Source organism: Salipiger bermudensis (assembly GCF_019801965.1).
In the GTDB taxonomy this organism is placed as follows: Bacteria; Pseudomonadota; Alphaproteobacteria; order Rhodobacterales; family Rhodobacteraceae; genus Salipiger; species Salipiger bermudensis_A.
In genome coordinates, this window is the sequence record NZ_JAHVIA010000001.1 from 778645 (window position 1) to 799965 (window position 21321).

19 protein-coding genes, 1 tRNA gene and 1 pseudogene are annotated in these 21321 nt (G+C 66.7%); 3 read left to right on the top strand and 18 right to left on the bottom strand.

Going from position 1 to position 21321, the window contains the following annotated elements; translation table 11 throughout:
* The first annotated feature begins 213 nt into the window (after positions 1–213).
* Positions 214–2511, top strand: coding sequence for a cache domain-containing protein (locus tag KUV62_RS03790; RefSeq protein WP_261395249.1), 2298 nt, complete (start codon positions 214–216; stop codon positions 2509–2511).
* Between the two features lie 164 nt (positions 2512–2675).
* Entirely contained in the window at positions 2676–3314 is a 639-nt protein-coding gene (locus KUV62_RS03795) for a response regulator transcription factor (RefSeq protein WP_222602329.1), read from the top strand.
* Between the two features lie 15 nt (positions 3315–3329).
* Here the strand turns inward: KUV62_RS03795 and KUV62_RS03800 are convergent, their stop codons facing one another.
* From KUV62_RS03800 to KUV62_RS03880, 17 genes and pseudogenes are all read right to left on the bottom strand, one after another.
* Positions 3330–4376 (bottom strand): response regulator, encoded by a 1047-nt coding sequence (locus KUV62_RS03800; RefSeq protein WP_222602330.1) that lies wholly within the window; start codon positions 4374–4376, stop codon positions 3330–3332.
* Positions 4377–4420: 44 nt separating this feature from the next.
* Positions 4421–5659 (bottom strand): PocR ligand-binding domain-containing protein, encoded by a 1239-nt coding sequence (locus KUV62_RS03805; protein ID WP_222602331.1) that lies wholly within the window; start codon positions 5657–5659, stop codon positions 4421–4423.
* A 113-nt stretch (positions 5660–5772) separates the two neighbouring features.
* Positions 5773–6909 (bottom strand): annotated as a pseudogene (gene metK, locus KUV62_RS03810) (methionine adenosyltransferase); the annotation flags it as partial.
* A gap of 11 nt (positions 6910–6920) precedes the next feature.
* Complete coding sequence (locus KUV62_RS03815) at positions 6921–7838, bottom strand: glycyl-radical enzyme activating protein (RefSeq protein ID WP_222602333.1); 918 nt, start codon at positions 7836–7838, stop codon at positions 6921–6923.
* Between the two features lie 45 nt (positions 7839–7883).
* Positions 7884–8186: a BMC domain-containing protein gene (locus tag KUV62_RS03820; RefSeq protein WP_222602334.1), complete on the bottom strand. Its 303-nt coding sequence runs from the start codon at positions 8184–8186 to the stop codon at positions 7884–7886.
* Positions 8187–8221: 35 nt separating this feature from the next.
* Complete coding sequence (locus KUV62_RS03825; protein ID WP_222602335.1) at positions 8222–9943, bottom strand: aldehyde dehydrogenase family protein; 1722 nt, start codon at positions 9941–9943, stop codon at positions 8222–8224.
* A gap of 22 nt (positions 9944–9965) precedes the next feature.
* The gene (locus KUV62_RS03830; protein WP_222602336.1) at positions 9966–10439 is read right to left on the bottom strand and encodes a GlcG/HbpS family heme-binding protein; all 474 of its coding nucleotides are present in this window, start codon (positions 10437–10439) and stop codon (positions 9966–9968) included.
* Positions 10440–10453: 14 nt separating this feature from the next.
* The gene (locus KUV62_RS03835; protein WP_222602337.1) at positions 10454–10720 is read right to left on the bottom strand and encodes a EutN/CcmL family microcompartment protein; all 267 of its coding nucleotides are present in this window, start codon (positions 10718–10720) and stop codon (positions 10454–10456) included.
* Between the two features lie 11 nt (positions 10721–10731).
* On the bottom strand, positions 10732–11523 hold the full coding sequence (locus tag KUV62_RS03840; protein WP_222602338.1) for a hypothetical protein: 792 nt from the start codon (positions 11521–11523) through the stop codon (positions 10732–10734).
* The gene (eutJ, locus tag KUV62_RS03845; RefSeq protein ID WP_222602339.1) at positions 11523–12365 is read right to left on the bottom strand and encodes an ethanolamine utilization protein EutJ; all 843 of its coding nucleotides are present in this window, start codon (positions 12363–12365) and stop codon (positions 11523–11525) included. The genes KUV62_RS03840 and eutJ overlap by 1 nt, the downstream gene beginning before the upstream one ends.
* A 23-nt stretch (positions 12366–12388) precedes the next feature.
* Positions 12389–13054: a phosphate propanoyltransferase gene (locus KUV62_RS03850; protein WP_222602340.1), complete on the bottom strand. Its 666-nt coding sequence runs from the start codon at positions 13052–13054 to the stop codon at positions 12389–12391.
* An 80-nt stretch (positions 13055–13134) separates the two neighbouring features.
* Complete coding sequence (locus tag KUV62_RS22805) at positions 13135–13674, bottom strand: BMC domain-containing protein (RefSeq protein WP_222602341.1); 540 nt, start codon at positions 13672–13674, stop codon at positions 13135–13137.
* Positions 13675–13696: 22 nt separating this feature from the next.
* Positions 13697–14506 carry a propanediol utilization microcompartment protein PduB gene (pduB, locus tag KUV62_RS03860; RefSeq protein ID WP_222602342.1) on the bottom strand — a complete coding sequence of 270 codons (810 nt, stop codon included), beginning with the start codon at positions 14504–14506 and terminating at the stop codon, positions 13697–13699.
* 28 nt (positions 14507–14534) lie between these two features.
* Positions 14535–14828 (bottom strand): propanediol utilization microcompartment protein PduA, encoded by a 294-nt coding sequence (pduA, locus tag KUV62_RS03865; RefSeq protein ID WP_106207992.1) that lies wholly within the window; start codon positions 14826–14828, stop codon positions 14535–14537.
* 87 nt (positions 14829–14915) lie between these two features.
* Positions 14916–16034 carry a 1-propanol dehydrogenase PduQ gene (locus KUV62_RS03870; RefSeq protein WP_222602343.1) on the bottom strand — a complete coding sequence of 373 codons (1119 nt, stop codon included), beginning with the start codon at positions 16032–16034 and terminating at the stop codon, positions 14916–14918.
* 142 nt (positions 16035–16176) lie between these two features.
* Positions 16177–18711: a glycyl radical protein gene (locus tag KUV62_RS03875; RefSeq protein ID WP_222602344.1), complete on the bottom strand. Its 2535-nt coding sequence runs from the start codon at positions 18709–18711 to the stop codon at positions 16177–16179.
* A gap of 32 nt (positions 18712–18743) precedes the next feature.
* Positions 18744–19334 (bottom strand): DJ-1/PfpI family protein, encoded by a 591-nt coding sequence (locus tag KUV62_RS03880; RefSeq protein ID WP_222602345.1) that lies wholly within the window; start codon positions 19332–19334, stop codon positions 18744–18746.
* A 654-nt stretch (positions 19335–19988) separates the two neighbouring features.
* Between KUV62_RS03880 and KUV62_RS03885 the strand changes: the two genes are divergently transcribed.
* Complete coding sequence (locus KUV62_RS03885; protein WP_222602346.1) at positions 19989–20903, top strand: permease; 915 nt, start codon at positions 19989–19991, stop codon at positions 20901–20903.
* A 299-nt stretch (positions 20904–21202) separates the two neighbouring features.
* On the opposite strand, the gene KUV62_RS03890 is transcribed toward KUV62_RS03885, so the two are convergent.
* Positions 21203–21279, bottom strand: a tRNA-Met gene (locus tag KUV62_RS03890).
* Positions 21280–21321 lie beyond the last annotated feature (42 nt).

A 21321-nucleotide genomic window follows, 5' to 3' on the forward strand; every position in this document is an offset into this window, starting at 1 on the left:
CTCGTTACCCCCCTCTCTCGACGGGATCTAATCTTTCATACCCGCCAAGAAGTTGAAATTGGCGTGATTGCCTGCGTAGTTTTGCCTATGCACCGCGCCCACCTGCGCCATTGCCCGAAGCGCCCCTTTGTGGAAAAACTCGGGGGCGGGTAAGCCACCGGCCGGCCGGCAAAAAACTGGCACGGGGGTATGATGCGCGTTTCACTGGGAGCATTGCTGGCAATTGGTCTCGCCGGGCTTCAGTTCGTCGCCGTGCTCGCGGTGGTGTTCTCTTCCTACGTGACCTCCGAGCGCGCCCTTCTCGACCATGCCCGCGATCTGCTCAGCGATGTCGGCACCAATACCATTGAGCATTCGCGCGGTTTCCTCAGCCCGGCCCGCGGCGCCGCCGAGCTCTCCGCCCGGCTGGCACAGGACCGCGTCATCGCCAGCGACGTGCCCGAACTGCTCGAGCAGCTCTTGTTCCAGCAGCTCCAGCTCGCGCCGCAATTCGCCGGAGTCTACCACGGCAGCGAAGATGGCGATTTCGTCTATGTCATGCGCGCCGATAGCGGCCCCGGCCCCTTCCGCACCAAGATCATCCGCGTCGAGGGCGACCAGCGCACCACCGAGCTGATCTGGCGCGACGACGAGTTCCGCGTGATCGAACGCCAGCTCGACCCCGACGACCCCTACGACCCGCGCAAGCGCCCGTGGTATATCCGCGCCCGCCAGCAGCTCACCACGATCTGGACCGATCCCTACATCTTCTTCTCCTCCCAGCAGCCCGGCATCACGCTGGCCTCTCCGGTGATGGACGGGCCCGACAGCGTGCGCGGCATCGTGGGCGTCGACATCGAGATCAGCGACATCTCGGACTTTCTCGCCCGCCTGCGCATCGGCAGCACTGGCCGGGCGCTGATCATCCACCGCAACGGCGACGTGCTGGCGCATCCCAACCAGTCGCTGCTGAAGACCAAGGATGCCGACGGCACGCTGCGCTTCGTCGATATCCGCCAGTTCGAGGATCCGATCGCCCGCGCCGCCTTCGCGCAGGTGATGGAAAACGGCGTCGCCGCCGTCGAGGAGGAGACGCTGTCGCAGTTCCGCTACGACGGCGAGACCTACGTTGCCGTGGTGATGCCGCCGATCAGCGAGCACCTGCCCTGGACCATCGCCGCGTATGCGCTCGAGAGCGATTTCACAGAGGTCATCAAGGAAAACCGGCTGACCAATATCTGGATCGCGGTGGTCGTCGCGGCGATCACCGGGCTCTGCGGGCTGGCGCTGGCGAATTTCATCTACAAGCCGGTGCGCGCCTTCGCCGTGCGTTCGGCGCTGATCTCGCAGGGCGAGCTCGATCCCTCCGAGCCGCTGCCCAAGACCTACCAGGAGCTCGAGAACGCCAATGAAACGCTGATGCAGCAGATCGCCGCACGCCGCGAGACCGAGATGGAATACGGCAGCACCTTCGCGCTGTCATCGCGCGGCATGGCCCAGATCGACGCCCGCACCGGCCGCTTCCTTCGGGTCAACGAGCGCTTCTGCGAGATCACCGGCTACAGCGCCGAGGCGCTTCAGGGCATGGCGATCTCCGACCTGATCCACCCCGACGATCCCCCCTTCCGCCTGTTCGACGGCGACGACCGCGATCCGCCGCGCGAGATCAACCAAGAACTGCGCTGCGTGCGCCGCGGCGGTGTCGCGATCTGGACCGCGGTCAACGCCATCCTGATCTTCAACCAGCAGGGCCGGGCGCTGCATTTCGTGCTGACGATGGATGACATCACCCAGGCCAAGCACACCGAGGAGCAGATCGCCGAGCTCAGCAAGGACCTGTCGAACCTCTCGCGTGACAATACCATGGGGCAGGTCGCCGCCGGGCTGGCGCACGAGCTCAACCAGCCGCTCACCGCTATCGCGCAGAATGCCGACAGCGCGCTCTATGCCGTCGACCAGATGAGCGCCGCCGATCCGGAGCTGCGCGCGACGCTTGAGGAGATCGCCGAGCAGTCGGTGCGCGCTGGAGAGATCATCCGCGCCCTGCGCGCCTTCATCCGCCGCGACGAGGGCATCCGCACCGATTTCGATCTCGCCGAGCTGGTGGCCCAGACCCAGCGGCTGGTGATCGCCGAGGCCCGCGCCGCCGGGGCGACGATCTGCACCGAGCTCGAAGACCTGCCGCCGGTAAACGCCAACCGTCTTCAGATCGCGCAGGTTCTGGTCAACCTGCTGCGCAACGCCATCGAGGCCGTGGCCGAGAACAACGGCGACGAGCGCCGGGTGACGATCCGCGCCCACAAGCTGGGCAAGCAGGTGCTGGTCACCGTCGCCGATACCGGCCCCGGCGTGTCGCCCGACATCAACCTGTTCACCGAATTCGAGACCACGAAGCCCAGCGGCATGGGGCTCGGCCTATCGATCTGCCACTCCATCGTGCAGGCCAATGATGGCCGCCTCTGGCACGAGCGCTGCGACCCGCGCGGCGCCTGTTTCCGCTTTACGGTGAATGCCGCGAATTCCGAAATCTGAAATCCGGGATTCGCGAAAAGGGCGATCGTGTCGAGCAGGATGCAGCGTCCTCCCGCCGCTCTCGTAGCAGTTGCAGACTCCCAAAAAACCTGACATGCCACGGTGAAACTTCGCGAAAAGTATTTTACGCTTGCGATGTTTTTTAATTCAGGTGTCGATTTTCGATGAGTGACAGCAATCACATGATCTTCATCGTCGATGATGATCAGGACATTCGGACGTCCTTGACCCGCGCGCTCACGCAGCGCGGCTTCGAGGTCGAGGCGTTTGCCTCAGGGCGCGAGTTCCTCGCCGCCTATGATGGTGAGCAGGCCGCATGTCTGGTGCTGGATCACGGCATGCCCGGAATGAGCGGGCTCGAGCTCCAGGCGCTGCTCAACGGTCAGGGCAGCCCGCTGGCAGTGGTGTTCATCACCGGCCATGGCGGGGTGCCGGAATCGGTGCAGGCGATGAAGGCCGGTGCCGTCGATTTCCTCGAGAAGCCGTTTCGCCAGTCGGTGCTGATCGAGCGCATCGAGACCGCGCTCGAGATCGCCGGTGCCAAGCGCGACGCGCTCGAGACCCGCCGCGCGCTTCAGGCCAGGTTCAACCGGCTGACCGCGCGCGAGGAAGAGATCGTCAAGCGCATGCTCGCCAACCCGGCCGAGGTGTCGAGCAAGGAGATCGCCAACTCGCTGGGCATCAGCCCGCGCACCGTCGATCACCACCGCGCCCGCATCCTCGAGAAGCTCGAGATCCGTTCGCTGGTCGAGCTGGTCGATCTGGTCAGCAAGCTGCGCGGCGAAAGCCCCGCCAGCCTCTAGCCCGCCGCGCCCCGGTCAGGCCACCCGCTCGCGCATCGCCTGCCGACGATATTCCGACGGCGACAGCCCGACCTCCTTCTTGAACGCCTTGCAGAAATAGTTCGCGTCGCTGAACGACAGGTCGAGCGAGACATTGCCCACCGGCAGATCGCTGTCGCGCAGCAGCACCTTGGCGCGCTCGATGCGCTGCGCCTTCACGTAGGCGATGAAGGTGGTGTCCATCTCCTTGCGGAACAGCCGGCTAAGGTAGCACGGGCTGATCCGGGCAAACTCCGCCGCGTCCTCGAGGGTGACGCCCTTGTGCAGGTTTCGCTCGATATAGTTCAGCACCTCGGCGATGCGGTCGGCGGCATGGGCGCCCCCGGGATCGGTCACCTCGAACAGGACGTCGGCGATCTGGAACACCAGCTCCTGAACTTGGAAATGGCTGTGCAGGTCGAGATTGCGCTGATCGAGCTCGGCGATCCTGCGCTCGAGCGCCCTGGGCAGATCGAGCCCGCGGGTGCGGATCATCGCCGCCAGCTCCGACAGCAGCTCGCGCACCTCGCGGCGCAGCACCACGCCCTCGCGGGCATAGATGCTCTCGACCTTCTGGCGCAGCAGGGCGAGACACTCGCGGTAATCGTTGGCCTCGATCAGCTCGCCGACCCGGTCCGCCACCGGAGCCCGTGCCGCCGCACTGGCCCTTTCTGGAAGGCTGCCGAGACAGCCGCGCACCGCTTGCAGCAGATCCTCGGTGCGGATCGGCTTGAGCAGGAACTCGTCGGCCTTGAGGTGGATCGCCTCCTTCATGATGTCGAAGTGATCGTAGGCGGTCAGGATGATGATCTTGGTCGCCAACCCGCGATCGCGCACCATCTGCATCAGCTCGATGCCGTTGGGGCGCGGGATGCGGATGTCGAGCAGCATCAGGTCGATCTGGCGGGTGTCGAGCAGCGCCACTGCCTCGTTGCCATTGCGCGCCTCGCCGATGACCTGCGCCCCCTCCAGCCTGCTGTCGAGGATCCTGCGCAGCGCCCGCCGCTCCAGCTCCTCGTCCTCTACGATGACGATGTTGAACATGGGTTTGCTCTCTTTCCTGCTGCGCCTTGGTCGGGGCGCCGCGATCACAGCGGCAGCGGAATCGCCGCGGGATCGAAATCCACCGGAATGCGCAGCCGCACCAGCGTGCCGCGCCCGTCCTCGTGCGGGCTGACGATCTCCAGCCCGTGATCCTCTCCGAAGTAATGCCGCATCCGGCTGTCGACATTGCTGATGCCGATGCTCTTGCGCTCGTCGCCCCCCGCGTTGCCCGCCAGCGCCGCGGCCTTGCGCTCGGGCGAGATGCCCTCGCCGTTGTCGATGATGTCGACCAGCACGTCATCGCCCTCGCGCCGGGTCTCGATGCGGATCACCCCGCCGCTCTCGCGCGGCTCGATGGCGTAGTTGATGCAGTTCTCGACGATCGGCTGCAGCACCATGAACGGGCACAGCACCGCGCCCGTCCCCTCGCCCGCCACGATCTCGAAATCGAAGCGGTCGCCCAGCCGCAGGGCCAGCAGGTAGAGGTAGTTCTCGACATGCTCGATCTCGCTCGAGAGCGGCACCAGCGGCGCGCCGCTCTTGCGCAGGATATAGCGCATCATGTCGGCAAAGGCCTGCACCGTGGTTTCGGTCTCTTCCGCGCCCTCGATCAGCGCCAGCCGCCCGATGGTGTTGAGCACGTTGAACAGGAAATGCGGGTTCACCTGATAGGACAGCGCCCGCAGCTCGGCCTCGCGCAGCGATCCTTCGAGCTCGGCCCGGCGCTTGGATTCCTCCATCAGCCGCAGCTTGTTACGGTAAAGCTCTTCCGAGACGCTGTTACGGTAGCTTTCCTCGACGATGTAGGAGGAGATGTAATAGAGCGAATAGGCCGCGGCGCGCAGCTTGTCGTAGGAGATGGTGCCGATCTCGCGGAACATCCGCAGCAGCTCGTCATCGCGGCGCCAGGCCTCCTCGGTCGGGAAGAGCTCCGACAGGTCCATGAATTTCGGCGCCGAGCCATCCTCCACGAGGTTCATCTGGCCGCAGATCACCGCGCCGAGATACTCGCCGCAGATGGTGATCGGGGCGGCGAAATCCACCAGCCCGCAATGGCATTTGTAGATGCAGGGCTCGCCGTTCGACAGGGCGGTGCGGCCACCGACAGAGTCGCAGTGGCAGCAGCGCTCCCGCCAGCCGGGGCGGCTCCGGATCGCGGCACAGAACGAGGTAAACCCACTTGGCTCGGTTACAGGTTCCCCGTCCGGTCCCACGATGACCATCGCCGCCCCGACCGCCGCGCTGAAATTGTCCTGGATCTTCTGCAGCGTCGCGACGCTCATCAGATCTGCCAGACGCTTTCGGCGGGAGCCGTCGGTCGAACATCCCGGCCGTTGCACCGGGAGAGCGACTTGCGACAGATCGAAGTCCCATTGCGCGCCGCCGCCCGTTCCAGGGCGCTGCGCAATGCCGATGTCCGATCCGTCCATTCCCATCGGAACCCCTCATTCTCACGGCCGAAATGGCCGTAGCTTGCGGTTCTGCGGAAATTGGGTCGGCGCAGGTCGAGGGTTTCGATCATGCCGGAGACCGACAGAGGAAACACCTCCCGGATGACCTGCGCGAGTGTGTCGACGTCGATTCCGCACTCTGGGTGTATCTTTACATCGATCATTTCGGGCAAAAACTGACCTATCGCAAATGCGAGTGACACTTCACAGCTTCGTGCAAGCCCCGCGGCGACAACGGTCTTGGCGATGTAGCGCGCCATGTAGGCGGCGGTGCGGTCGACCTTGGTGGCATCCTTGCCCGAGAAGGCGCCGCCGCCGTGGCGGCCGATGCCGCCATAGGTGTCGACCATGATCTTGCGCCCGGTCACGCCGGTATCCGCCCCCGGCCCGCCGCGCACGAAGCGGCCCGTGGGATTGATCAGCACCCGCGTGTCATGGCGCAGCCAAGGCCCCATCACCGGCACGATGACCTCGGCCAATAGCCCGCGCACCATCTCCTCGCGCGGGACCGCCTCGGCGTGCTGGGTCGAGAGCACGAGGCTGGTGAGCTCGCAGGGCTGGCCGTCGGCGTCGTTGCGGAACGTGACCTGCGCCTTTCCGTCGGGCCGCAGCCACGGCAGCCGGCCCTCGTGGCGCGCCGCTGCCAGCGTCTCGGTCAGGCGGTGGGCATAGTGGATCGCCGCCGGCATCAGCGAGACGGTCTCGTCGCAGGCATAGCCGTAGAACACGCCCTGATCGCCGGCGCCCAGCGCGGTGCTGCGCGACACGCCCTGCGCGATGTCGGGGGACTGCTCGTGCAGGTCGGTCAGGATGAAACAGCCCTCGGCGTCGAAGCCCAGCGCCGGGTCGTCATAGCCGATCTCGCGCAGCACGCCGCGCACCAGCGGCGCGATCTCCACATGCGCCTGCGCCGTGACCTCGCCGGCGATGTGAACCGTGTTGCCCGATACCATCGTCTCGACCGCCACCCGCGCAAGCGGATCGCGGGCGAGATAGGCGTCGAGGATGGCATCGGAGATCTGGTCGCAGACCTTGTCCGGGTGGCCCTCGGTCACCGACTCGGATGTGGTGTAGGTGCTCATCTCGGCCTCCCCTAGCCCCCGACAACGCAGTCGAGACCCATGGCCTCGACCACCGCCGCCAGCGGCGCGATGTCGGTGGCGCTCAGGTTGGGCGTGTCGCCCATCGGGTAGTCGCGGCCGAGCAATGCGTACTTGTTCTCGCCGAAGGTGTGGTAGGGCAGCAGGTGGACCTCGCCCACGCCATGCATCAGCTTGGCAAAGGCCCCCACCGCCGCGACCGCCTCGGTCGTGTCGTTGACACCGGGCACCACCGGCACCCGCACCACCGTGTGGCTGATCTCCGAGATCGCCAGCGCGTTCTCGAGGATGATGCGGTTGTCGACGCCGGTGTTGTCCCTGTGCACCTTCGGGTCGATCGCCTTGAGGTCCATCAGCACGTGATCGACATGCGGGATCACATCGCGCACGATCTCGCGGCTGGTGTAGCCGGTGGTCTCCATCGCGGTGTTCCAGCCCTGCTCGTGGCAGGCCTTGAGCAGCTCGCGGGCGAAGCGGTGCTGAAACAGCGGCTCGCCGCCAGAGAGCGTCACCCCGCCGCCCGAGCGGCGGTATTGCGTGGCGTCCTTGCGCAGCTCCTGCATCACCTGCTGCACGCTCATGCGCTTGCCGGTGAGGGTCAGCGCCTCGGTCGGGCAGACCGCAGCGCACTGGCCGCATTTCAGGCAGGCCTCGCGATCCACAAAGCCGGGATTGTCGCGCGACAGCGCCTGCACCGGGCAGACCGGCTTGCAGCCGCCGCACTTGATGCAGCTGGCATCGCGGTAGAAGAGCTCGGGCTCCGGCGCCTGGCTTTCCGGGTTCGAGCACCAGCGGCAGCGCAGCGGGCAGCCCTTGAGAAAGACGATCGTGCGGACACCGGGGCCATCGTGGATGGAGTAGCGCTGGATGTCAAAGACGATGCCTTCGCAGTCATAGTCGGTGTCGGTCATGATGCGTCCTTTTTCTGTCTCTGGCGGCCGCTGCCCCGCGAAGGGTCAGAACCCGGCCGACTGCCCTGCCTCGATGGCCTCCATCGCCGCCTTCACGGCGGAGGTCTCTCCCAAGACGGCAAGGGTCGTGGTGGTTTGCGGGCAGGTCCCGAACAGCTCGACGGTGAACACGTCCGAGGCCTTCTGCGCGATGTCGGAGTAGTAGAAGAGGTCCGGCACGCTGGCCTGCACCATCCCGATGGCCGAGATGTGGTGCTCTTCCACCCATTTGCGGGTGTGCGGGGCGACACGCCGTTTCAGCATGTCGAGCACGCCCTCCTGCGGTGCGTTGATGATCCGCATGTTCATGGTCGCTCTCCCGTCTTCTCTCTCTCGCCAGGCCCTCAGCGCACGTTGAGCGCTTCGCACATCACGCAGCGCCGCTTGCGGGCAAAGGATCTGGCCGAGGTCAGCCCCTCGCCGGTCGGGCCCGCGATGGTGAAGGTGTTGAAGCCCTCGCCGCCGGCACCGAGCCCGGCATAGGACGGCCCGTTCTTGACGAAGACGGTGGTCTGGATGAGCTTGGCCATCTTGGTCAGCTTGCGCACGTTGGTCGAATGCATCATCGCGGTGTGGCGGTTGCCCTTCTCGAGCTCGACGGCGAGGTCGATGGCCTCGTCGACGCTGGGCGCGCGCACCACCGGAAGGATCGGCATCATCAGCTCCTCCTGCACGAAGGGGTGCGTCTTCGGCAGCTCGATCAGGATCAGCTTGACGTCGTGGCCGGCCTTGATGCCGACCTTCTCAAGCAGGTGTGCGGCGCTCTTGCCGACGCACTCGGTGGCCGGGCCGCCCTTGTCGTTGAGCACGGTCTCCTCGAGCCTGCGGATCAGGGCCGGGTCGGAGACCAGATAGGCGCCGCGGGCCTGCATCTGGGCCACGAGGTAATCGGCCACCTGCTCGACCACGATCACCTCCTTCTCGGCGATGCAGGGCAGGTTGTTGTCAAAGCTCGACCCGTTGACGATGTCCTGCGCCGCCTTGTCGAGATCGGCGGTCTCGTCGACGACCACCGGCGGGTTGCCGGCGCCGGCGCCGATGGCCTTCTTGCCGCTCGCCATCACCGCGCGCACGATGCCCGGGCCGCCGGTGGCGACCAGCATCCGCACCTTGGGATGGGCCATCATGGCGTTGGTGTTCTCGATCGAGGGGGCCTGCACCGTGACGATGAGGTTCTCCGGCGCGCCCAGCGCCGCGAGCTTGCGGTTGAGCAGCTTGATCAGCATCAGCGAGACCTTGGTGGCGCGCGGGTGCACGCTGAACACCACCGAGTTGCCGGCGGCCAGCATGCCGATGCCGTTGCAGATGATGGTCTCGGTCGGGTTGGTGGTGGGGGTGATCGCGCCGATCACGCCATAGGCCGAGTACTCGACCAGCGTCAGGCCGCTGTCGCCGGTGCAGGCATCGGTGGTCAGATCCTCGGTGCCGGGCGTCTTCTCGGCGGCGAGGCGGTTCTTGATCACCTTGTGGGCGGCGTTGCCCATGCCGGTCTCCTCGGCGGCCATACGGGCCAGCCGGTTGAGCATCGCGGGCGCGAGAACCACCTCGCGGATGCCGTCGACAAAGCGCTGCCGCGCCGCCATCGAGCAGAAGAGATACTGTTTCTGCGCCGCATCCGCCGCCTCGACGGCCTCGTCCATGGTGGCGAAGACGCCATCGCCAAGCGCGGTAAAGCCGGTCTCCGAGATCGCCTCGAAGGAGGCCGCAAGGCTCTCGGGCAGCGGCAGCTCGTCTTCGACGCCCTGCGCGTTCAGCACCCGGGTCAGCACCTCCGACACCAGGTCCGGGCTCTCCGCCTTTGTGGCTTCCCAGGTGCAGCCCATGCTGCCCGGCTCGAAGGCGCGCCTGGTTTTTGCTGCTGTCTCCGCCGAACTCTGGGCCGGTGCCTTGGCGGCGATCCCGGCGAGGATCTCGGCCACCAGATCGCGCTCGGCCACCGGCTTCGGCGCGGCGGGCGCGGCCACAGGGGCCACCGGGGCTGCGGCGACGGGAGGTTTCTCGAGCACCGCGGTGTCGCGCCCTCCGAGGAAGGCTTCGACTGTCTTGCTGATATCTGCGTCGTTCATCGTTCCACTCCGTCTTCGGGCCTCAGCCCGCCTGTTCGAAAAATCCGTCCAGCGCATGGGCGGCGATCACAATATCCTGCGCCACCGTGCCGCCGCTGATGCCGATGGCCCCGGCGATCCGCCCGCCCCGCAGGAGCGGCAGCCCGCCCCCGAAGAGCACAACGCGGCCACCGCAGCTTGTCTCGACGCCGGGAAGCATCCCGCCCGGCTGCGCCTGACGGCCCAGCGCCTCGGTACTCATGCGGAAGGCAGCGGCGCTCCAGGCCTTGTCTCGGGCGAGCCGCGCGCTGGCGGGGAGGCTACCCGCCATGCGGTGGAACAGCAGCTCCACGCCCTCCGCATCGACCACCGCGACCGAGACCGGCACGCCGATCTCTTCGGCCTTGCCCTCGGCGCGGGCCGCGAGCCGCAACGCCTCGGCCAGCGTCACCGGGCCTAGCGCCCCCGTGGCCAGCGCGTCTCCGAGAAGGCGGTCGATCAGCTCTGCGGTCTGCATGGCGCGCCCTCCTCTCAGTGTGTCTCGACCGTGTCGACGATGCCGACGATGCTGGCATCGGCCACCGAGCCGCCCAGCGTTCCGGCCTGCCGCGCGGCGCTGCCGGCGGTCACGATGACCAGCTCGCCATGCCCGGCCCCCACGGTGTCGACGGCAATCTCGGTGAAGCCGTCGCGCTCCTGTTGCTCGTTGAGCCGCGCGACGATCAGCAGTTTCGAGCCCGACAGGCTCGGGTCCTTGCTGGTCGAGACGACGGTTCCGATGACGCGTCCCAGATGCATGTCGCTCTCCTTCACACCCGCACGAGCCGCACGTGGCGGGCCCGCAACTCCTCAGCCGCCAGCGGCGTGACCAGCACGCCCCTGTTCAGCCGCACTTCCTCGCCCTCAAAGGCCTTCGCATCGGCCCAGCCGAACACCCCGCCGCCGCGCGGTTCCGGCGCAGCGGGGGCGGGGTCCGGGGGCACCGGCGCAGGGGCGGCCCCACCCGCCACCGCGCCGTCGAGTTGTGAGGCCCAGACCAGCTCGACCCCGAGTGTCTCGAGCTGGCCCAGATGATGCGCGGCCTGCGCCTCGGCGGCCGCGCTCTTGTTCCATCCGCGCGCAAGGCGCTCCCGGCTCGCCGGGCAGCAGCCGTCACGGGCGGCGACGATGCGCACCCCCCGCTCCAGCGCCCCGGCGAGCAGGCCCGGCACCGCGCCGTCCGAGAGGCCGAGCGCGAGCCGCGCGGCGAGCGGGCGACTGAGCGTCGGCACGATCACCAGCGCGTTGCGCTGCAGGCAGGTCTCGATCTCGCGCGGGGCCAACGCTGCATCCCCGGCGGCCGGCGCTTTCGCCCCCCCGGCCAGTTCGCGCAGCGTCTCCTCCCCGATCAGCCCCGACGCATCCGCGGTGCGCCGTATCTCCAGCCGCCATCCGGTGGCGCAAAGCCGCGCCAGCGATCCCAGCGCCGGGCGCAGGCCCAGCTCGGTGCCCGAGACCAGCACCAACGCCGAGCGCTGCTGCAGCCGCAGCCGTGCCACGATCGCGTCCGACAGCATGTCGAGCAGGGCGCGGGTGATCAGGGTCTCGAGGCGGGCGGTCATCACACCCTCCCGTCGGCAAAGGGGTACATGGCGATGCCCAAGGGCGTTGCCAGCAGTGGCTCGGCGGGGATCACCACGCGCTTGCCGGTCTGGTTGGCGAAGGCGTCGCGGAACTCGCTGAACGAGCAGGCGCCGCCAACCACGTGGATCGTCGCCACCTCGGGGAAATCCTCGAGGAAGCGGTTGACGATGCTGGCCATCTTGTCGACCACCGGGCGCACCAGCGCGAACGTGTCGCGCTCGTGGTCGCTGTCGAGCTTCTCGGCCTCGGCCTCGGCGAAGGGGATGCCCTTCGCGCCAGCGAGAACGAGCGTCATGTGGGTGCCGCCGGTGGCCTCGTCGAAGGAGGCGAGAACCTCGCCACCCCGCAGCACGCTGATCCCGGTGGTGCCGCCACCCACGTCGACCACGGCGCCGTCGCGCAGGCCCAGGAAACGGGCGGCGGCGGTGGGCTCGTCGACGATCTCGGCAAGCTCGAAATCGGCGGCCTCGACGATGTTGCCGATGGCGCGCGTGCTGCCGGGATGGATGCCCGGCGGGATGGCGGCGGCGGCGCGGTCGAGCTTGCGCCCGATGCGCTCCTCGAGCTCCTGCTTCATGTTGCGCACCGCGTGCACCGCACCCATGTAATCGACGACGATGCCGTCGCGCACCACGCTCGAGCGGTGGGTGATCCCGGCCACGGGCCGGTTCTGAGCGTCGAGCACGGCCAGCACCAGATTGGCGGTGCCAAGGTCGACCCCGACCTTCAGCGGCCCATCGGCCCATTGATCGGGCGAGGCCACGGAGCGGAACCGGATCAGCCCGGCAAATTCCCGCAATGTCAGGTCGGTATGTGCCATGTCCCGTCTCCTTCAGGCGGCGTTCAGTGTGTTTCGATCCGAACCAGATCGTCGTTGCCGAGGCCGAAGGCGTTGGCCTCCTCGATGTCGATATGCATCTCGAGCGCCGAGGCCTCGGCGGCGCGGATCGCCACGTGCTCCATCACCCCGCCACGCGGGCCATCGACGATCACATCGACCTCGTCGCCGTTGAGCAGGCCCCATTTGGCGGCATCCTCGGGCGACATGTGGATGTGGCGCATGGCGATGATCACGCCGTAAGGCTTGTGGACGGTGCCCTGCGGGCCGACGATGTCGAGCCCCGGCGAGCCGTCGAGTTGGCCCGACATGCGCAGCGGCGGCTGCACGCCGAGCGCGTAGCCATCGGCGCGGGAGATCTCGATCTGGGTCTCCTTGCGCAGCGGTCCGAGCACCCGGACCTTGCCGATCTGGCCGCGCGGGCCGCGCAGGATCACCGTCTCGGCGGCGGCATACTGGCCCGGCTGCTTCATCGCCTTCATGCGGGTGAGCATGGCGCCGGGGCCGAACAGCGCGTCCATGTCCGGGCGCGACAGGTGAATATGGCGGTTCGAGACACCGACCGGCACCAGCGCCGGGGCCTCGTCCGAGGCGAGCCTGCGGGCAGCATCGCGCCCCTGCTCGAGAAGCTCCGAGACGATCCGGTCGATCAGGGTGGTTGTCTGGGTCATTGTTCTGTCCTGTCTTCAGATCCCGACCGGAGCCGTGTCCGGTGATGGGTGGCGCGGCGGGCGGACCTGCCGCGCCCCTGTCAGTGGGTGGTGGGCTCCGGCTTGCGTGGAGATTTTCCCACCGTGCCCCGGCCCCGCTTTACCGCCGGGGCGGCGGGTGCTGGCGCCGGGGGCTTGGCCGCCTGCGGCGGCTGAGGCGCTTCCGCCTTCGGCGCTGCCTCGGCAGGCTCCGGCGTGACCTCGGCCTCGGGCGCGGCCGGCTCCGGTTCGGGGACTGGGTCCGCCACGGCCTCGACAGGCGCGGGCGCTTCGGCCCGTGCCGGGACAACGGTGCCCCGGGTCTCGCTGCTGCCGATCAGGGCCGAAAGCCCGGTGCCCGGACGGGCAATGACATCGGTGGCGACGACCTTGTTCACCCGGCTCGCCGCCTGTGCTCCGGCCGCGACGGCGGCCTTGATGGCCCCCACCTCGCCCTGGAGTTTGACGACCGTCATGCCGGCACCCTTGGCGAACTCGTAGCCCACCAGGTCGACATTGGCCGATTTCACGGCAGCGTCCGCAGCCTCGACAGCGGCTGCGAGACCGATGGTTTCGATCAATCCCAAGCTAAGTTGCGACATGACGGTCCTCCTTTTCGCGCGCTCAGATATACGGCGTTGTGGTCGAGATCAGCGGCGCCGGGTCGAGGGTGCCGAGCAGCTGCTTGCCAACCTCGCGGGCCGCCTGGATCGACTGGCGGACGGCGCCCGAGTCTCCGCTGAAGGTGAAGATCACCTCGTTGGAGAAGCTGGTGCCCTTGGCCGGCGACGAATAGCCGACGACATCCACGGTGGCGGCCTTGGCGGCGGTATCGGCCATCAGCACGCCGATGGCGGCGGGCGCCCCCACGGTGATCCCGAAGGCCTGCCCCACCGGCGCGTTGAACGCCTTGGCGAGGGCAAAGCTGGCGCGGGCTGTGTACTGGAACTCCAGGTGCCCGGCGCTGTTGCCGTAGACATCGCCGAAGGTCCGGTCGAGCTCGCTGAGGGTCACCTCGACGGCCCGGCGGGCATCGGAGACGTCTTCCGCGCCGAACAGGATGAGGCAGCCGTGACCGGCGCCGCCCTCGGTGTCGCGCGCCAGTTCGATCAGCACCACTTCGCTGTTGGTGGCCTTCACCGCTTCATCGGCGGCGAAGATGTGCGGGCCGGCACCGGTGCGGGCCCCGACGATGCCGATCGAGCGGTACTTCTTGTCGATGCCCATCTGCTGGTGCAGCATCGGGTCGACATTGGCGATCACCATGCCGATGGTGTTGCCGATGGCGGTGCCGACGAATTCGGTCAGACCGCAGCGCGGGGTCGCCCTGCGCGCCGGCCGGGCCTCGGCCTTGGGGGCTTCGGGGGCGGCTTTCTCGCCGCCCATCTTCTGAAGCACTTCCCCCATAAGTTTTTCGACGAGATCGTCTTGCATGACGGATCCTCCTAGGGTGTCTCAGGGGTTACTCGGCAGCCACGGCGGCGGGGTGCGGCAGGATGCGCTCCACCTCGGTATGCGGCCGCGGGATGACGTGGACAGAGGCCACGGTCCCGACCTTCTCGGCGGCCACGGCCCCGGCATCGGTGGCGGCTTTCACCGCGCCGACGTCGCCGCGCACCATCACGGTCACCAGGCCGGAGCCGATCTTTTCATAGCCGACCATGGTCACGTTGGCCGATTTCACCATGGCGTCTGCGGCTTCGATTGCGCCGACAAGGCCTTTGGTCTCGACCATTCCCAGTGCTTCCTGTTGCATCGTTCTCTCCTTGCTCACGATGTTCCGGTTGTCAGTAATTGCCTTCCGGCGTTGGTCTTTCCGCTCTGCATCATCCGGGTCCGCGGGTTACCCGGCCAAGGACGCGAGCAGGCTGTCCAGCTCGGCTTGGGTCGGGGTCCGCGGGTTGCTGGCCGTGCAGGCATCGGCCAGGGCCGCCGCTGCGATCTCGGATCGGATGCGGCAGAATTCGTTGAGGTCGACCCCCATGCCCTTCAGCGTCGAAGGGATGCCGAAGCGCTTGTTGAGCGCCTCGATCTCGCGGGTCAGGGCGCGCACGCCGGCGCGCGGGCTCGGCACGTCGAGGCCGATGCGGCGGGAGATGCGGGCATAGCGCCGGGCGGTCTTGGGCGCTTCGGCGTTCCACGCGATCAGCACTGGCAGCAGCAGGGCGTTGAGCCGCCCGTGCACCAGGTGCAGCCGGCCACCCAGCGCATGGGCCAGCCCGTGGTTGAGGCCGAGCCCGGCATTGGTGAAGGCGATGCCCGCGAGGCAGGAGGCCTGGTGCATGGCGTCGCGCGCCTCCATGTCGTCGCCATCCTCGTAGGCGCGCGGCAGGTAGCCGAAGGCGAGCTCCAGCGCCTTCTCGGCGCAGGCATCGCTGAAATTGTTGGCCCCGGTGGAGACCACCGCCTCGATGGCGTGGGTGATCACGTCCATGCCGGTATCGGCGGTGACCCTGGCCGGCGCGGTGCGCACCAGCTCCGGATCGAGAAGCGCGATGTCGGGCACCAGCTCCTGCGAGACCAGCGGGAATTTCAGCCCCTTGGCGGGGTCGGAAACCACGGCGTAGGCGGTCACCTCCGAGCCGGTGCCGCTGGTCGTCGGGATGGCGACGAGCTGGATCCGGTGATCGCTGTCGAAGCCGCGCACGATGGCGAGGATCGCCTTGGCGGCATCGATCGGCGAGCCGCCTCCCAGGGCCACGATGGCGTCGGGCTTGAAATTCTCGAACATCCGCGCCCCGCGCTGCACCACCTCGAGCGGGCTCTCGGGGGCGGCATCCTCGAAGACCTGCACCTCGGCGTCGCGCAGGTGGTGCATCACCCGCTGGAGCGCGCCGGAGCCGGCCAGGAAACTGTCGGTGACGATGCCCACGCGCTGGCCGCCAAACGCTTCCAGACGGTCGAGCAGCCCGGGGCCGAAGACGATCTCGGTCTTGGGATGGAAACTGGTGTAGCGGGTCATCGGAGCACCTTTGCGCCACAATTCGGAAGGGTCCGGGGGGCGGTCACCGGCGGTGGCTGCGGGCGCGAAGAACCGTCGCCGGTTCCTGCCCCCCGAGATCGGTCCCCGCGCAGAGAGCATGCGCGGGAACCGAGAGGCGCGCTCAGAACTGCTGTTCCGTGCGGCTGATGATGTCGTCCTGCACTTCCTTGGCGAGCACGACGAACTGGGCGCTGTAGCCGGCGACCCTGACCACGAGGTCCTTGTGGGCTTCGGGGTTCTTCTGGGCGTCGAGCAGCGTCTCACGGTCGATCACGTTGAACTGCACGTGCATGCCCTTGTGATCGAAGTAGGAACGGATCAGCGACGCGAAGTTCTGCAGCCCGGCATCCCCGGCAAGGGCGGAGGGCAGGAACTTCTGGTTGTAGAGGGTCCCGTTCGAGGCAATGAAGTGGTCGAGCTTGGCCACCGAGTTGGCCGCGGCGGTCGGGCCGTTGGTGTCCTTGCCCTGACGCGGCGAGACCCCGTCGGCGAGCGGTGCCTTGGCGGGCCGCCCGTCGGGCAGCGCGCCGACGTCCTTGCCGAACAGCACGTTGGCCGACACCGGGTAGATCCCGGCCTGGAATTGGCCGCCGCGCGGGTTGGTGTATTTCTCCACTTCCTTGCAGTAGATCTGGGCGCATTTCCGCGCGATCAGGTCCACCTCGTCGAGGTCGTTGCCGAAGGCTGGCGCGGTGTCGAGCAGGCGCTGGATCTTGGCAAAGCTCGAGTCGTTGGCCGGGGCCTCGGACTGGGCGAGGGTGCGATAGACCTCGTCCTTGAGCGTGGTGACATCGGTCGAGCCGCTATGGGCCAGCACCTTGCGCACCGCGGCATAGACCTGCTCTTCCGAGAGGTCGGCAGGCGCGGCCGCCGGCGAGTTCTGACCCGCGGCCATGCCGAAGTTGGCGTCGAGCGCCGCTTTCAGCTCGGACATGGTGATCTTCTTCTCGTCGAAGACGAACTTCTTCATCGCGCTGACCGAGTCGCCGGTGTCGGCGACACCGAAGGCCTGCGGGCCGGTAAAGTTGTAGATCGCACCGCCTTCCTGCACCGATTTGCCGCGTCCCATGCAATCGTCGACCATGGCCGACAGGAACGGCAGCGGGCAGCGCTCGGCATGGGCGAGGTCGACGCAGTTGTCGGCTTCGGCCAGGTACTTGACGAAATAGGCCATCTGGCCGCTGAAGGCTTCGTAGAAGTCCTCGAGCGAGGCCCAGTCGACCATCGGCCTGGTTTTTGGACCAAGCTGGGTGTCGCCCACCTTGCCGGCGTTCATGGTGATTTCGAGCACCTTGGCGACGTTGAAGAAGGCGGCGTCATGCCAGCCCTCGGTGCGGTGGATCGCCTGCGGCTCGACGCAGCCGACGATGCCGTAGTCGCGGGCATCCTCAAGGGTCACGCCGCGGTTCTGCAGCGCCGGGATGATCACCTCGTCGTTGTAGACCGCAGGCACCCCGAGCCCGAGCCGGACCACTTCGGCGGCACGGTGCAGGAACTCGTCGGGCGTGCCCTGCCAGACGCGGATCGAGAAGGACGGGGCCGGCAGACGGACGTGCGACACCGCTTCCATGCACATGTAGGACACGTCGTTGGTGGCATCGAGCCCGTCGCTGTCCTGGCCGCCGACGCAGAGGTTCTGGAACACGGCGTAGCCGGCAAAGGCTTGGGCCGAGCCCTCGTCACGGGTCTTGTTGACGTCGTTGAGCTTGATCCAGATGCAGTCGACCAGCTCCTGGGCGAATTCGCGGCTGATCCCCTTATCCGCCTGGAGATAAGGATTCATGTACTGATCGAACCGACCCGGCGAAATCGAGTGACCCGAGGATTCGATCTGCAGCATGGACTGCACGAACCACATCGACTGGCAGGCTTCCCAGAAGGTCCGGGCGCCGTTTTCCGGCACGCGCCAGCAGTTCTTGGCGATCTGCTCGAGCTCGGCCTTGCGGGTCGGATCGCTCTCGGTGCGGGCCAGCTCCTCGGCCTTCTCGGCATAGCGATGGGCGAAGTTGATGGCGGCGTTGTAGGTGATGATGATGGCGTTGTAGAACTGCTCTTTCTTGATCGACTCCGGGTCCATCCGATCGAGCGTCTCAAGCGCCATGACCGCGTCAGCGATCACCCCCTTGAAACCCTCGTCGAGGATCTTGCCATAATCGACGCAGACGTGGCCGACACCGCCGTAGAAGTAGTTGCCCACGGTGAACACGCCGTTGGCGATGCAGTCCTTGGCCTCTTTCGACATGTAGGACGAGGCGAGATCGCTGGTGGTCTTGCCGGGCCAGTACTTGAAGGCCTCGTGCAGCTGCTGCGCGGTCTCTTTCGGGATCTCGAACGGATCGGCCACGCGGGTGGCCATGGTCTCGAATTCCTTCTCGACCCAGTCGAACGAAAACTCCGGGCAGATCTCGGTCGAGCGCGGGTTGCGGGTGATCGCCCCGACGATCAGCTCGTCGTCGCGGATCGTCACCGGAAGCTCGTTGAAGATCTTCTCCGCCACCTTGGCGCGCCGCGTGATCGCCGGCAGCCCCTCGGTTTCCTTGTAGGCTTCGGTCGCGAGGACCGCGCGGTCGGCCTCGACGTATGGGCGGGCGTTCAGGATCTGCGCCTTCAGCCGCTGCACACGCTCGGTCGGTTGTGAAAAGCCCTTCTCAATCATGGTTTCCTCCAGGCTAAGCTGCCATTCTTCCTTCAGGACAGGGTTTCGGGAGCGACGCGCTGCACGAAGGCGCGCAGCAGCCCCGGATGCCCGGGCCATGCCGGGGACGTCACGAGGTTTCCGTCGATGATGGTCTCGTCTGGCGCCACGGCGACGAAGCTGCCGCCGACAGCGCGGATCTCGGGCTCCACCGCCGGGTAGGCCGTGAGCCGGCGGCCCTCAAGCACGCCGGCCGCGGTCAGGATCTGCGCGCCGTGACAGATCGCGGCGATCGGTTTGCCCGTCACCGCGAAGGCACGCACCAGCTGCAGCACCGCTTGGTCGAGCCGCAGATACTCGCAGGCACGACCGCCCGCGATATAGAGCCCGGCATAGTCCGAAGCCTCGACCAGCCCGAAGCTCGCGGTGAGGCGGAACAGGTGGCCGGGTTTCTCGCTATAGGTCTGGTCGCCCTCGAAGTCGTGGATCGCCGTCTTGATGACGTCGCCACGGCGCTTGCCCGGACAGACCGCATCCACCGAGAGCCCCAGCATGATCAGCGCCTGGAACGGCACCATCACCTCGTAATCCTCGGAGTAGTCTCCGACGATCATCAGGATGCGTGTGTCGTGAGGGGCGTTCATTTCCGTGACCTTCCCGGTGTCGCTTTCGCCCTGAAGAAGTGCGCCCGAAAGCCGGTTTGGACAACGCGAGGAAATTGACAATGGCAGGTGATCTTTTGCCCGGCGCGGAACAGCCAATAAAACAAGGCGGAGTCCGACCTGTCTTTTCAATTCGCAACCCGTGCGGGAGATCACGGCTTTCAGAGACGGGTAATTTCTTGCCTCGACCGGGGTATTTCTTGTCCCCGCGGGGACAAGCTCTGCCTGGCTCAGGCCGCCCGCGAAGGGTTGGGCAAGGAGCCCGATGGGATTGCCCATCAATTTAGATCTTAGAAACATAGACTTACAGGAACACCGAAGGCAGATGGCCACGGATCAGAGAAGGTGACAAGAATAAGCCTCTTCTTGGCAAATCCGTCTCGTTGACCGAAAGCGACCCGACCTCCTATTTCAATGACGACTTGCGCTCAGAAACCGCAAGCCGGCCCGTTGGCAGTCATGCACCGCAAAACGTGCAAACCCGACCCGTGACTCTTCGAGTTCCGGGAGCGGTGTTTCTGTGTCTGGTCGGTATCGGGAGGAATTGAGGCGGCAAGCGAAACACGAACGGGCATTCCTTCGCGAGTCACAGTCCATTTCCCGCGAGACATGCCGGAAATCTGAAAAGAGGACACAATGACTGCACTCGGTTTACTCGCCGCCTTCGGGGCCGGCATATTCGGGGCCGCCATCGGCGCGCTGCCGGCCTTTGCCTTCGTCGGACTGCTGACCCTGTTCGGAGCGGCCATCCAGCTGGCCATCCTGCCCGAGGCCACGGACTTCTTCACCAACATCCCCTTCGGCGTCTTCGGCCCGCATGTCGGGGGCTTCGCCGCCGGCGTCGCCGCCGCCGCCTATGCCGCCAAGAAGGGCAAGCTCGACAGCGGCCGCAACATCGTCACCGCAGGAATGGGGCTCAACAGCCCCGACGTGCTGGTGGTCGGCGGCCTGTTCGGCATCGTCGGCTACGTCATCATGTGGGGGCTCACCTTCGTTCCGAACTTCAGCCCCGAGCTGGCCTGGACCGACCTGCCCGGACTGACGGTGGTGATCTCGGGCATCATCGCCCGATTCATCTGGGGCAGTTGCGGGCTTTGCGGCAAGGCCGAGCCCGGCCGCGGCTTCTTCCAGCCGACCGACGCCACGAAATGGCTGGTGTTCCAGAGTGACACCACGCAATTGCTGGTCATCGGCCTTGGCGGAGGCCTGTTCGCCGGCTGGCTCGGCCTGACCTATGGCGGCACCGGGGTGATGCTGGCCTTCGGCCTCGCCGCGGCAAGCCTGATGTTCCTCACCGTCGGCGTGCTGACCCCGGTGACACACCACATCATGCTCCCCGCCGCCATCGTCGGCGCGGCCTCCGGCAGCCTGATCTGGGCCGGCCTCGCGGGCCTGCTCTGCGCCTTCCTCGGGGAGTTCTTCGCCCGCGTCTTTCTCGACCACGGCGACACCCATATCGACCCGCCCGCCTGCACCATTGCGGCGACGACGCTGCTGTTCAACTTCCTGACCTATGTGGGGCTCTGGACGATGATCCCGATGCCGCTTTGAATTGGGTTGTTTCGCCTTTGACAGACACCGGCGCGACCTTCGTGCCGGTGTTCTGTCTGTGGCTTTGGGGAGCCAACCGCGAACCGCTTTGCCCGAACCGAGAGACGGTTGCGCTGGCGGAGGGAAGACTGCAGCACCGATCAGACGGCTCCGACGCGACAGCATAGAGACGGCAGGTCGAACCGAGGCCGGTTTCTTGCCTTCTGCTGACGAACAGGTGAGCTGGATGGCCAGGATCCAGGGCGATAAAACACAAAAAGCCGCCAGACGTGTGTCGGCGGCTTTGTTGTTTTTTGATTTGGTTGCGGGAGTAGGATTTGAACCTACGACCTTCAGGTTATGAGCCTGACGAGCTACCGGGCTGCTCCATCCCGCGGCAATTTTGACCCTCGAGGGTGATTTGATCGAGGGTTTATCG